This window comes from Jiella flava, assembly GCF_017349315.1.
In the GTDB taxonomy this organism is placed as follows: Bacteria; Pseudomonadota; Alphaproteobacteria; order Rhizobiales; family Rhizobiaceae; genus Jiella; species Jiella flava.
The window spans coordinates 1-13372 of the sequence record NZ_JAFMPP010000022.1 but is presented as its reverse complement, the minus strand read 5'-3'; the positions used below and the strand labels follow the sequence as shown (position 1 = coordinate 13372).

Below are 13372 nucleotides of genomic sequence, written 5' to 3'. Positions count from 1 at the left end.
GGGGGTCCGATGTCTCATCGAACCCTGGCCGACACCGCGTCGCACGTCCTTAACGGCTGATCTAACGCGCCGGCCGCCGATCGTAGAATAACGATTGGTGACGCATCGTTATGATTTTCGCCGGCGGCGCGGTGGGCTCTTCGGCGTCGCCGCCTTGGCCTCTTTGGCCGCCTGGTTCCGCTCGATGATCTGGCGGCCACGGTCGGGCTTCGTCACCTGTCGCTCGCGAGCGATCGCCAGGGCGCCGGCCGGCACGTCGTCGGTGATCACGCTGCCGGTCCCGACATAGGCCCCATCGCCGATACTGACCGGCGCGATCAGCGAGGTGTCCGAACCGATAAAGGCGCCCGCGCCGATGACCGTGCGGTGTTTGAGCGCGCTGTCGTAATTGCAGGTGATGGTGCCGGCGCCGATATTGGTGTTCGCGCCGATCTCTGCGTCGCCGATATAACTGAGATGATTGACCTTGGCGCCGGTGCCGAGCTTGGCATTCTTGGTCTCGCAGAAATTGCCGACCTTGGCGCCGGCCGCAAGCTCGGTGCCCTCGCGCAGCCGCGCGAACGGGCCGACCGAGACGCCCGCCGCGATCGTCGCTCCGACAATATGGGAAAAGGCGTGGATCACCGCGCCCTCGCCGACCGTGACGCCAGCGCCGAAGACGACATGCGGCTCGATCGTCACATCGCGGCCGAGCACCGTATCATGGGCAAAGGTGACCGAGGTTGGATCGATCAGCGTCACGCCTTCCTCAATCATTGCACGGCGGCGGCGCAGCGTCTGAAAGGTCTTCTCAACCGCCGCCAGTTCCGCCCGGTTGTTGACGCCCGCGACCTCGAACGCCTCGGCCTCGATCGCCCGGACCTTGAGGCCCTGTTTACGGGCGATCTCGACCGCGTCGGTCAAATAGTATTCGCCCTTGGCATTGGCGTTGCCGATTGCGTCCAAAATGCCAAGCGCCGTCGCCCCTGACAGGGCCATGGCGCCGGCATTGCAAAAATCGATCGCCCTTTCCGCGTCGCTGGCGTCCTTCTCCTCGCGGATCGCCAACAGCTCGCCGCCGCTTTCGAGCAGGCGGCCGTAGCCGGTCGGATTTTCAGGGCGAAAGCCGATGACACAGATGTCCGAGCCGGCGATCAGCGAGGCGCGGGCGCGCGACAGCGTTTCGGGCCGGATCAGCGGCGTATCGGCGAAGAGGACGAGGATATCGTCGACACCGGCCTCGATTGCGTCGCGCGCGGCGAGCACCGCATGGGCGGTCCCGAGACGCTCGGCCTGAACGAAATGCTCGGCGTCCCTACGATCTTCACGCACCGACTCGACGACGGTTTCACTGTCGCGCCCGGAGACGACGGCGATCTTGTCGGACCCGGCTGCGCCCGCCGCCACCACCACGTGGCGCACCATCGCCAGCCCGGCCACCTCGTGCAGCACCTTGGAGCGGGCGGATTTCATTCGCGTGCCCTCGCCGGCGGCGAGAATGATCGACAGGCACGTTCTTGCCATGAAAAGCCTCTGAACACGTCTTCAAACTTGACGCGCCGCTTAGCACGGTTTCTCGTAAAAATGCGAGGCGGTGCCGCTACTTCGTTCAGCCGATCGTTTGCAGCACCGGAAAGGTTTCGAGCAGCCAGAAGGAAATCTGCTGCATGCCGCCGGTCAAGAAGAGAATGCCGGTGACGATGAGAAGCCCGCCCATCGCCTTCTCGACGGTACCGAGATGCCGGCGAAAGCCGATCATCCAGCGGAAGAAGGTGCCGGAAAACACCGCCGCGAGGATGAACGGGATGCCGAGGCCGGCGGAATAGAAGGCGAGCATCACCGCGCCTTCTTCCACCGTGCCCTTGGCGCCGGCCAATCCCAGGATTGCCCCGAGCACCGGTCCGATACAGGGTGTCCATCCGAAGGCGAAAGCGAGCCCCATCAGATAGGCGCCGATCAGGCTCTTCGGCCGATCCGGCGCCTGAAAGCGGGCTTCCTGCGACAGAAGGGCGAGACGGAACACCCCGAGAAAGTTCAGCCCCATGACGATAATCGCGATGCCGGCGACGATGCCGAGCCAGTCGAGGTTTTGCCGAAGCACCTGGCCGATCGAGCTTGCCCCCGCGCCAAGCGCCACAAAGACGGTGGAAAAACCGAGGACGAAGATCACCGCCGAGCCGAAGAGCCGTGCAAAGCCCGCCGAATTGACCGCCTGACCGGTCTTCAGATCGTCGGCCGAGACCCCCGCCATATAACAAAGATAAGGCGGCACCAGCGGCAAGACGCAGGGCGAGAGAAACGACAGCGCGCCGCCCAGAACCGCGGTTGGATAGGATAGATCTGCGACCACCGTCACGCCCCTCATTGTCGTTGCCGCGCCCGCAAGGCCCCAGCGTCCTTCGAACTTTTGTCCCGCAGACATCCGGAAAACCGTTTCAAACGGGCGTCCCCAACCCATTCGCGCTTGAGGCCGCCACGGTTACGGCACGCCGGACCTTTGGGGCAAAAGCCCCGACAGCCGAGCGCGCCTGACCCTGCTCAGCCGAGGCTGGCGAGCGCCGTCGTCAGCTTTTCGACCTCCAGCCGGTAGCCCTCGCGTTTCTCGCGCTCCTGCTCGACGATCTCGTCCGGCGCATTGGCGACGAAGCGCTCGTTGGAGAGCTTCTTGTCGATCCGGGCAATCTCGTCCTCGGCCTTCTTCTTGGCCTTAGCGAGGCGCGTGCGCTCGGCATCGACGTCAATCATGCCGGCCAGCGGCAGCGCGAAAGTGGCCCCGGCGACGACGATCTGCGCGGCTTGGGCCGGCGCGGCCTCCGCGACACTCACCGCGCCGAGACGCGCCAACCGGCGCAGCTGCAGATCGTGGCGCTTCAGCCGATCCGCGGTTTCGGCATCGGGCGCGACGGCAACCAGCGCCGCCTCGGCGCCCGGCGGCACATTCATCTCAGCCCGCACCGACCGGATCTCAGAGACGAGTTCGATCAGCCAGTTGATATCGCTCGCAGATTCGGCGTCGGAAAAATCGATCTGCGGCCAGGCGGCGTGGCAGAGCAGCGTGTCGCGCGTCGCCTCGCCCACCGTCACCTGCCACAGCTCTTCGGTGATGAAGGGCATGAACGGATGCAGCAGCGTGAACACGGTGTCGAGGACAAAGCCGGCGACATGGCGGACTTCCTCCGCGGCCACCGCGTCGTCCCCGGACAGCGTCGGCTTCGACAGCTCCAGATACCAGTCGCAGAAGAGGTTCCAAACGAAGCGGTAGAGCGTGCTCGCGGCATCGTTGAAGCGATAGCCGGCCAGCGCCTCGTCGGTCTCGGCGATGGTGCGCGATAGCTCGGTGAGGATCCAGCGATTGAGCGGCTGCGTCAGGCTTTCGGGCGACAGCGGCGCGCCATGCTTCGCTCCGTTCATCTCGGCAAAACGAGTGGCGTTCCACAGCTTGGTACCGAAGTTGCGATAGCCGGCGATGCGCTGCGGATCGAGCTTCACGTCGCGGCCCTGGGCGGCCATGATCGCCAGGGTGAACCGCAGCGCATCGGCGCCGAACTCCTCGATCAGATCGAGCGGATCGATGACGTTGCCCTTCGACTTCGACATCTTGGCGCCGTTCTTGTCGCGGACCAGCGCGTGGACGTAAACCGTCTCGAACGGCTCCTCACGCATGAATTCCAGGCCCATCATCATCATCCGGGCGACCCAGAAGAAGATGATGTCGAAGCCGGTGACCAGCGCCGAGGTCGGGTAATAGGCCTTCAGTTCCTTGGTCTCGTCCGGCCAGCCGAGCGTCGAGAACGGCCACAGCGCCGAGGAGAACCAAGTGTCGAGCACGTCCTCGTCGCGCTTCAAGAAGCCCTCGCGCTTTTGCGGGTCGACAGCCATGGCGCGGGCGTCTTCGTCGGTGATCGTCTCGTTGGTGACGTAGTGGGCGAGCGCCGCGGCAACTGCTGCCTCTTCGCTCTTTTCGACGAAGATCGTCCCGTCCGGGCCGTACCAGGCCGGGATGCGATGGCCCCACCAGAGCTGGCGCGAGATGCACCAGGGCTCGATGTTTTCCATCCACTGGTAATAGGTCTTCGACCAGTTCTCGGGGACGAACTTCGTGCGGCCCTCGCGCACGGCCGCGATCGCCGGCTCGGCCAGCGTCTTGGCGTCGGCAAACCATTGGTCGGTCAGCATCGGCTCGACGACGACGCCGGAGCGATCGCCGAAGGGCTGCATGATCTTTTTGTCCTCGACCGTGATCATCAGGCCTTCGGCGTCGATCTCGGCGATGACCTTTTCGCGCGCGGCGAAGCGGTCGAGGCCACGATAGCCGTCGGGCACGAGATTGATTTCGTCGACCGTCACAGCGCTCGGCGTCTCACCCGCCTCAACAATCGCGTTGGCCCGGCCGGCAGCAACCGAATACGGCTCGCCGTCGGTCCGCATCGCCGCCCGCTCGTCCATCAGGCGATAGCAGGGAATGCTGTTGCGCCGCGCCACCTGATAGTCGTTGAAATCATGCGCGCCGGTGATCTTTACCGCGCCGGAGCCGAAACTCGGGTCGGGATAGTCGTCGGTGATGATCGGGATCAGCCGGCGATGCTCTTTCGGTCCGACCGGGATCTCGCACAGCTTGCCGACAATCGGCTTGTAGCGCTCGTCATCCGGGTGAACGGCGACCGCGCCGTCGCCGAGCATCGTCTCCGGGCGCGTCGTGGCGATCGAGATATAGTTGCGGGTCTCGCGCAGCGTAACGTTTCCGTCTGCGTCCTTCTCAACGTATTCGTAGGTCTCGCCGCCGGCCAGCGGATATTTGAAATGCCACATATGGCCGTCGACCTCGCGATTTTCGACCTCGAGGTCGGAGATCGCGGTCTCAAATTTCGGATCCCAGTTGACGAGCCGCTTGTCCTTGTAAATCAGGCCCTTGCGGTAGAGCTCGACGAAGACGTGGAGAACCGCCTTCGACAGGCCCTCGTCCATGGTGAAGCGCTCGCGCGACCAGTCGCAGGAGGCGCCGAGGCGGCGAAGCTGGCCGAGGATCGTACCGCCGGATTCGCCCTTCCAGGTCCACACCCGCTCGATGAAAGCCTCACGGCCGAGCTCGCGCCGGGTGAGGTTTTCGCGGCTCGCCGCCATCTGACGCTCGACGACCATCTGGGTGGCGATGCCGGCGTGATCGAGCCCCGGCTGCCATAGCACGTTCTTGCCGCGCATCCTTTGGGTGCGGATCAGGATGTCCTGCAGCGTGTTGTTGAGCGCATGCCCCATATGGAGCGAGCCGGTGACGTTGGGCGGTGGGATGACGATCGAGTAGGAGTCGGCCCCGTCCTTGGCGCCGGCCCCGGCCTTGAAGGCGTCGGCCTTTTCCCATCGGGCAGCGATCCGCGGCTCTATGGCGGCCGCGTCGTAGGTCTTCTCGATCATGGAATGTCCAGAAAGCGTTATTCGCACTGCCTTCCGGTTAGCCACTTGCTCTCATGCCTGTCAACGCGAAGCGGGGCGCCCGCCCTGCAGCGCCCGCCCCGCTTGACCCATTTTCCTCGCCACAGCGACCGTGCTCAGCGCGTGCTGCCCCGGGCGATGCGCTCGATTTCCTCACGCACCAAGAGTTCCACGACACGGGGCAGATTTTCGTCCAGCCACTCCTGCAACATCGGACGCAGCATTTCGCGCACGACGACGTCGACGTCGCGCAGATGCTCGTCCCGAATGGCCGAGGCGAGATCCGAGAAGGACGCAGCCACACGCTCGCCGGCTTCCTGGGAAATCAGCGCCCGAGCGACATCAAAACTCGCATCCTCGGAATAAGCGGCCGGCGAACGCTCGGCGACATCAAAGCTCGCGCCGACATTCATCCGGTACGGCGCGTCTTCCGGATCGGCCATGTCGTTGTCGTCGGTGGCCGCGATCTCCGGCTCTTCTTCGCCGACGGCGCCACGCATCAACTCTTCGGCAAAACCGGCCTCATCGAATTCGTCGACGAACATTTCGGCAGCGATTTCGCCGTAGCGGTCATTGGCAGCGACGGCCTGCGGCCATTCCGCCATCGCCTCGGCGGCTGCAGGCGCGGCGCGGCGGATGCTGCGCGGCGCATTGGCGGAAATCCTGGAGGCCTCGCCGACGGGGCTGGAATCAGGCCGCGCCAGCTCGACCGGGCTCGCCGCCTCGACCGCCGGCGCGCTCGACAGATGGTCGGCCCGGGCCTCAGCGATCTCGTCGGCCTGAGGGGCCATCGCCGGCATCGCCTCGATCACCGCCATCGGGCGGCTCATCGGCGCCGGCTCTGCCGCGGCCGGCTGTTCGGCCACCGGCGAGGCGACGGCGCGAACGGCCACCGTGTTGCGGGCCAGACGCTCGTCTCCGGTTTCGATGATCCGTCGGATCGAGGCCAGGATTTCGTCCATCGACTGATCTCGGGCCGGCAGCGCGTTGCTCATGGATGGGCTCCAGCATGGTATAGCGACGAGTAACTCGTACCCCCCGAATCATGCCCGAAGCCTATGCCGAATGAGCGCATAGGTGAATCCCGGCCAGCCGCGAAACGCTTTTTTCACCAGATTCCTGACGCAAATTCGCGAAGCATCAGCCGAATCACACAGAACCATTGACGTCAAAAAAAGCCCCCGACGGGCCGACAGCACCGACGGAGGCTCGCTTGACGTCGCCCAAACGGCCAGGATCGCGCCGACCGCGGCTCAGCGGCCGTCCGGCGTGCGCAAGCCGAACCACTTGTCCTCGACCTGAATGTAATGCTCCTTCGGGTCGTATTTACGCGCCGCCAGATGCAGCGAACTGGCGGTCAGCTTGCCGACGGAGGAGAGCAGCGAATAGCCGGCCACCACCTCGTCGCGCTGGGAGCCGACGAGCAGGATCTGCGCCGAGATCAGGTCGGCCTGGGCGTTGAGCACATCAAGGGTGGTGCGCTGGCCGACATTGCGCTCTTCGATGACGCCGTCGAGGGCGAGCCGCGCCGCGCGCACCTGCGCCTGATAGCCGGTGATGTTGGCCTTGGCGGCTTCGAGCTGGGCCCAGGAGGTGGCAACGGCCGCGCGCACCTGGTCGCGGGTTCCGTCGACCTCGATCCGCCGCTGGCCGAGTGTCTCCTTATATTGCCGGACCTGCGAACTCGCCAAGCCGCCCTGATAGATCGGGATCGTCACCTGCGCGCCGATCGTCGCCGACACCTCGTTCTGGGTGGTGGTGGAGATACCAAGCGCCGCGAGAGAACTCGACTGCGGCTCGGTGTGATCCATGGCATATGTGTCGGAGACCTCACCGGTCAGGCTGACCTGCGGCAGAAACGCGCCTTCCGCGGACTTCACCTGAAACGAGGCGGCGTCGACGGCCGCCAACGTCGCAAGGATTGCCGGATGCTGACGCTGAGACACGGCAAAGGCCGAGGAAACGGAACGCGGCAGCTGCAGCGACGGCAGGCTGGCCGGCGCAAGATTTCTCGGCGCGTCGCCGACAACCTGGAAGTAACTGGCCTCGCTGGAGGCGACCTGCGAGAGGGCGCTGTTGAGCAGCGCCGTTGCCAACGCCTGCTGCGATTCCGCCTGGGCGACGTCGGTGCGGGTTCCCTCGCCGACGTCGAAGCGTGCCCGCGAGGCCCGCACCTGCTCGTTCAAGAATTTGAGATTCTGGCGCCGCAGATTGGCGATCTTGCGATCGCGCACGACGTTCATATAGGCCGTCGCCGCGTCGAGCAGGGTGTTCTGCTCGGTGTTGATCAGATTGAACTGCGCGGCCTTCACCTGCGCTTTGGCGGCACGGATGTTGTTCGGTGTCTGAAAGCCGTCAAAGATTGTCTGATTGATCTTGATGCCGACACTTGACGAATAGGTATGCGAGCGAGACGATGGCAGGCCGTCGCCGAAAGTGGTGCCGTTCTTGACCGCGTTCAGCGAGCCGACGCCGCTGACAGTCGGCCGCAGCCTGGCCTTGGCCTGGGGGACCGATTCGTCCGTCGCCCGCAATTGAGCCCGCGCCGCATTGAGATCCTGATTGTTGGAATAGGCCTTGGCGAGCGCTCCCGACAGGGTTTCCGCGGCGACCGGCAGAGCGGCTCCGAGCGTGACGGAGACCGACAGGAGGGCAAGGAGTGTGAGCTTCTTCAGCACCAATCTGTACTCCGGGCTGCAATGGCAATCCGGCTTCGTCCAGGGCTGCCCAAAAGGCAACAGGCCGGATTCGAGCCGTGTCCCGGAAACTCATAGCTTATTAAATAGACGTAACGGTTTAATTTCCGTCGGCCCCGGATGGTTTTCGCGGCAACCGGGGCAAATCTGCAACGCAGATTGACGATGAATCAGAAGACGAACCCAACCTTGCGCCGAAAGCTTGGCAGCGGCTTGAGCGCACAATTGAAGGCAAAGCGCTCAGAGACGATTCCCTCCTCGTCCTTCACGTAAAGCGTGGCTTCCGCCGCATTGCCGATGCCGCGCACGGCGACCATGCGCCCCCCCGTCTTCATCTGGTCGTAGAAGGTCTGCGGCAGCGTCTCGATCGCCCCCTGGAACAGGATGACGTCGAACGGCGCCTCCGCCTTGCAACCCTCGACCAGCGCGTTCTCGACGACGGCGCAGGTCAGATAGTCGAGGCGGGCGAGATTGTCGGCCGCAGCCGCGGCCAGCGCCGGATCCTCTTCCAGCGCAACGACCGAATTCGCCAGATGCGACAAGATCGCCGAGGAATAGCCGGTGTTGCAGCCGACATCGAGCACCACGTCGTTCTTGTCGATCCCGGCGAGTTGCAAGAGCTTCGCCAGCGGCGATGGCTCGACCACGAAGCGACCGTCCCCAAGGGCGATGTCGTCGTCGACATAGGCGAGCGCCTTGCGCGAGGCCGGCAGGAATTCTTCGCGCGGCACCTGCAGGAAGGCCCGCAAGATCTGGTGATCGGTCACGTCGGTCGTCCTGATCTGGTTGTCGACCATCTTGACGCGGGCGGCCTCGAAATCCATCGTCGACATTGTGTTCTCGTCCATCTCGTGGGTCCGGGCAGCCTTGCCTCGCCGCGCGGGCGGCAGACAGGACCCGGGTGATACCGAATCGACACACCATCACAGCCGGCCGATCAGCCGGACTGTGAATGCTGCAGAGCGCCATCGTTCCATAGTCGCGAGACCTTGAAGGCGCAAGCGCGGCCCGTGAGCTGCGGCTTATCTCGCCAACGCCCGACTTAAGGCCGGTTGACAACGCCGCCCGCCAGAGGCTGCGGCGCGCCGGTGGTCAGCGGAAAGCTGATCGGCAGGCCGGCCAGCGTTCGCATCGCCAGAAAGGCGAAACACTCCGCCTCGACCGCATCGCCGCGCAGGCCGCAATCGTCGGCATTGACCGCGGTCACCCCCGCCCGAGCCGCAAGCGCCGCCATGATCGCCGGATTGTGCCGCCCGCCGCCGCACACGACCAGCCGGTCCGGCCGGTGCGGCAGAAGGTCGAGCGCCTTGCCGACCGCCCCGCAGGTAAAAGCCGTCAGCGTCGCGGCGCCGTCTTCCAGCGACAGCCCGTCCGCCATCGTCATCACAAAGCTGAAACGATCGAGGGATTTCGGGAAGGCGCGGGTGAGGTAAGGATGCGTCAGCAGGCGCGACAGCCGCGCTTCATCGACGCGGCCGGCCAGCGCCAAATGGCCATCGCGATCCATTTCGCCGGCACCATGGGCCTTGATCCAATCGTTGATCGGTGCGTTGGCCGGACCGGTGTCGAAGGCGATCAGCCGGGCGCCGTCGAAGGCGGTCAGATTGGCGACGCCGCCGAGATTGAGGATCGCCGTTTCGGGCCCTGCCCCAAGCCTGTCCAGCAGCGCCCGGTGATAGACCGGCGCCAGCGGCGCGCCCTGCCCGCCGGCGGCGACATCGGCCGAGCGGAAATCGTGCACCACCGTCACGCCGAGCCGGGCCGCCATCAAGGCGCCGTCGCCGAGCTGCCGAGTGCGGCCGGCAAGGCCCGCCTCAGCGGGGCGATGCAACACGGTCTGGCCATGAAAGCCGACCGCCGACAATGCTTCGAGCGGCAGACCGTGGCGGGCGCAAAAGCCGCGCACGGCCTCGCTCTGCGCGTCCGTGAGCCGCTTTTCCGCAACGGCGAAGCTTGCCGGCTCGTCGCCGGCGAACTGCCAGGCGCGCGCATCGGCGACCGCCCGCTCGATCAGCGGCGTGACGTCGGCGTCATAGGCGACCAGCTCATAGGGCCCGAACTCGGTGATGGTCTCGCCATCGGTGCGAATCGCCGCGACGTCGATCTGTCCGTCGAGCACGGTTCCCGTCATCAGGCCGATCGCCCAGCCAGCCGCCATATCCTGTCTCCACCTTTCGCCCGCCGCCTCCCATCGCCGGCAGGACCGGGCATGCGAGACGAGGGCCAGCGCTTGCCTGCGCCCGCTCCCAACGCCTGCAAAGGCGACGCCGATTGTCCGGCCAACGCACGGAGCAGCCGATGCTCCGCGCCGCCAGCACAAGCCATCGCGCGGGCCGAGCCCTGCCCCTCATCGCGCGGCCTTTGCGGGCCCGAGCGGGAATCCGCCGCAAGACCGCGACCGTGTCGCACCACAGGCGGATGCCAATCTCGACGCCATTATCGCCCGCGCCGCAGCGGATCAACACACGATAACAAGCCCCGTCCTGCTCGTCACCGGCTCAACGCCAGCGCCACCGCCACTCCCCGGCCCGCCGATCTGGTTCCCGCAAACCGGCCCTGCCGATCTTGCCGGCGCGATTCGGCGAAAGATTGCAGATCGATGACGAAAGGGTGCTTGCATTCGACGCCATGAGCGGCTACCTAGCGCGCCAACGGGGACGGTGACACGCTTCGCCCCTCGCTTTACGGGCGCCCGTAGCTCAGCTGGATAGAGCACCAGACTACGAATCTGGGGGTCAGAGGTTCGAATCCTTTCGGGCGCGCCATTTTGCCGGACACGATTCGAACCGCCGGCAGTCGGAGACCCAGTCCCTGCACACACCGAGACAGCGGCACACGACTGCGCAGCTATCCTGTTGATGGCGGCGTAGCGATCTGCCGCTACTCGCCGTACTGCGCGTCGAACCGTTTGAACAACGAGGACACCTCCGGAAACTCGCTGATTTTCGGTTGAATCTCAAATTCGGGTCGATTTTGGCCGAGGTCGTTGGCGTCGACGCCGGTCTGGCTTTTGAAAGCGGTGCTTTACCGGCGTTCTTGGCTCATGCGGACGCAGTTCGACTGTTGAGCCATCGCCATCGGTTCATGTTGTCGGCCATGTTTGCAAGGGTGATCGTCGCCTTTGCCCTTGCCATGCCGATCGTTCGGATCGCCATGCCTATCGGCCCGTTCTGCCGGGCGAAGACGTGCTCGACGCATGATCGCACCACCGATTTCGCCGCTTTCGCCTTGCGCGTTCTCGCCGGTATGGGTTTGCCTTTCGGCTTGCGCCGATGGATGCGGCTGGTCTTGCCGGCCTTTTCCAGAAAGCGTTCGTTCTCAGCCGAGCGATAGGCGCTGTCGGCCCACACATCGGAAGCGGTGTTGTCCGGGTCGATCAGGCCTTCGCGCAAGCGCGCTCCGTCATGGGCGGCAGCGTCGGTGACGAGAGGCGTGCGGATGACGCCATGCCGGCGGTCGATCGAGATGTGGTTCTTATAGCCGAAGGTCGGGATTGCGATGTCGATCTGCTGCTTCTGGTCGTCTTCGGCCGGTTTGGCCTTCGAGAACTTCACCGTCCAGCGCGCGTCAGTATCCTTCTGGCGCGCCTTGAACGGCTCGTCTGTCCAGATCTCCTGGGCGCTCTCGCCAGCCTTGATCTTTGCCTTCTCGTCGTCGGTGTTCCTCTGGCGCGGTGCGGAAACAAGCGTTGCGTCGATGATCTGCCCGGACATCGGAAGATAGCTGGCTTCGGTGATTGCCCGGTCGAGGCGGGCGAAGAGAGCCTCAAGCGCGTCGGCGGCGATCAGAGCCTCGCGGAAATCCCACAGCGTGTTGGCGTCGGGAACGTTGTCGCCCGGTCCGAGACCGCAGAACCGCATCCAGCTCAGCCGGTCTTTCACCAGGAACTCGGTCTGTTCGAGCGAAAGCCCGTTCAGCGCCTGCAGTACCAGCATCTTGAACTTCAAAACCGGATCGAACGGCGGTCTGCCGCCTTTGCTGCGAATGCCGGGCCGAACAGCCTTGAAAAGCTCGGCGCGGAACATCTCGAAATCGACCGTCGCCGCGAGCTTCTCCAACGGATCGCCTTGCTCGGAGAGTTGCGAGAGCCGATCCTGAACGCCCCAAAATCCGATCTGGCCCGACATTCGATCTCTCCAAACGAATTCGGCGTCAGTGAATCAGATCGGACAGCAATCCACCAGTTTCCGGAGGCGTCCAGTCTCCAACGCGATCGAGGAAGTTCAACGGCTTGGCGGGAGGTGCGAGACTCAGCGCTGACGCCTTGCTCCTGGAATTTCGATGTGCAGACAGGGATATGCAGTGATCAGCGAGATACTGCTTTTATCTTTCTTTGCCGTCGGGCCACAGTATCGACGTTACCCTTTTTGTCTCCAATTCGAGCATCTTCCTGAGATCCCTAGCTTCGAGGCGCATAGAGGCCCACGAAGAGCTCTTCATGGCGCGCAGATGCTCTTCCCTTACGTTGTCCACATCAACAACGTCATTCGGAATGGCCTTTAGACCTGCCGCTAGGTGACGAATTGCATCCCTCTGCTCAATCGAAAGCCTCGCTCCGGGCAATCTGAGGATGGCGTTGGCTCCGTCACCTACATCCTCTCGAAGTTCCCATGCGACGTTGAAGTATCCCATGATTTCACATTGCCTCTCTGCATCTTCTGAGAGAATTTCAAGAGCCTTGATGAAGTAGAATACGTGTTTTCGTAATCATCATCGGCATCTTTGTTTGCATCACTCGGCATGACGCAGGGATCCGTCTTTCTCTCGAAAAAATACTCGGTGATCGACCAATGGAGGTGGGTCGTTCATCTACCTTGTTGGATTCTACAAAATCCACGGGAAGAATTCTAGAGCGGAATGCGATAAACTGGAATCGCCATTCCGCTCTAAGCCATTGTTTTGCCGCATGATGTGACCCGAAAAGTCATGCAACTTTTCGGCACCATGCTCTAGCATCGGGAACTCTGGAATTTCCGGCACATCAGGAGCAACTGGCTCTCCCGGAATTGGCATCTCGGTTGGCGGATGAGCCTCCGGTGCGACGGGTTTTGTCCCAGGCGGTGTTGTTGGTCGGCCCGGGTGCGCCTCTTCGGGAGTTATCGGCCTGCCACTAAGATCGTAGCGTTGCCAATCAGGGTCGGTTTGAGCTGCTGCCGGTTTTTCGGACACGCAGTTAAGCTAACATAGCTTTCTCCTCGAACTCGACGGGGCTCATATAGCCCAATGTCGAGTGCCGTCGCTGGGGATTGTAGAAGCGCTCGATGTAATCG

The 13372-nt window shown here is 63.8% G+C and carries 10 protein-coding genes and 1 tRNA gene; 1 reads left to right on the top strand and 10 read right to left on the bottom strand.

What is annotated here, in order from left to right:
- Nucleotides 1–108: 108 nt before the first annotated feature.
- From glmU to J1C48_RS17845, 7 genes are all read right to left on the bottom strand, one after another.
- The gene (glmU, locus tag J1C48_RS17875; protein ID WP_207259364.1) at nucleotides 109–1503 is read right to left on the bottom strand and encodes a bifunctional UDP-N-acetylglucosamine diphosphorylase/glucosamine-1-phosphate N-acetyltransferase GlmU; all 1395 of its coding nucleotides are present in this window, start codon (nucleotides 1501–1503) and stop codon (nucleotides 109–111) included.
- An 85-nt stretch (nucleotides 1504–1588) separates the two neighbouring features.
- Nucleotides 1589–2344, bottom strand: a complete 756-nt coding sequence (locus tag J1C48_RS17870; protein WP_207259396.1) for a cytochrome c biogenesis CcdA family protein — start codon at nucleotides 2342–2344, stop codon at nucleotides 1589–1591.
- Nucleotides 2345–2517: 173 nt separating this feature from the next.
- A complete protein-coding gene (locus J1C48_RS17865) occupies nucleotides 2518–5388 on the bottom strand; it encodes a valine--tRNA ligase (RefSeq protein ID WP_207259363.1) in 2871 nt (956 codons plus the stop codon).
- A gap of 134 nt (nucleotides 5389–5522) precedes the next feature.
- Nucleotides 5523–6401 (bottom strand): PopZ family protein, encoded by an 879-nt coding sequence (locus J1C48_RS17860; protein ID WP_207259362.1) that lies wholly within the window; start codon nucleotides 6399–6401, stop codon nucleotides 5523–5525.
- 258 nt (nucleotides 6402–6659) lie between these two features.
- On the bottom strand, nucleotides 6660–8087 hold the full coding sequence (locus tag J1C48_RS17855; RefSeq protein WP_207259361.1) for a TolC family outer membrane protein: 1428 nt from the start codon (nucleotides 8085–8087) through the stop codon (nucleotides 6660–6662).
- 185 nt (nucleotides 8088–8272) lie between these two features.
- Nucleotides 8273–8926, bottom strand: a complete 654-nt coding sequence (locus J1C48_RS17850; RefSeq protein ID WP_207259395.1) for a protein-L-isoaspartate O-methyltransferase family protein — start codon at nucleotides 8924–8926, stop codon at nucleotides 8273–8275.
- A 218-nt stretch (nucleotides 8927–9144) separates the two neighbouring features.
- Complete coding sequence (locus J1C48_RS17845; protein ID WP_207259360.1) at nucleotides 9145–10260, bottom strand: anhydro-N-acetylmuramic acid kinase; 1116 nt, start codon at nucleotides 10258–10260, stop codon at nucleotides 9145–9147.
- A 530-nt stretch (nucleotides 10261–10790) separates the two neighbouring features.
- Here J1C48_RS17845 and J1C48_RS17840 point away from each other — a divergent pair.
- Nucleotides 10791–10867: transfer RNA gene (locus tag J1C48_RS17840), tRNA-Arg, on the top strand.
- 276 nt (nucleotides 10868–11143) lie between these two features.
- On the opposite strand, the gene J1C48_RS17835 is transcribed toward J1C48_RS17840, so the two are convergent.
- From J1C48_RS17835 to J1C48_RS17825, 3 genes are all read right to left on the bottom strand, one after another.
- Complete coding sequence (locus J1C48_RS17835) at nucleotides 11144–12229, bottom strand: IS5 family transposase (RefSeq protein ID WP_207259359.1); 1086 nt, start codon at nucleotides 12227–12229, stop codon at nucleotides 11144–11146.
- 196 nt (nucleotides 12230–12425) lie between these two features.
- On the bottom strand, nucleotides 12426–12734 hold the full coding sequence (locus J1C48_RS17830; protein ID WP_207259358.1) for a hypothetical protein: 309 nt from the start codon (nucleotides 12732–12734) through the stop codon (nucleotides 12426–12428).
- 541 nt (nucleotides 12735–13275) lie between these two features.
- A partial coding sequence (locus J1C48_RS17825) for an IS3 family transposase (protein ID WP_207258440.1) occupies nucleotides 13276–13372 on the bottom strand: 97 nt, incomplete at its 5' end.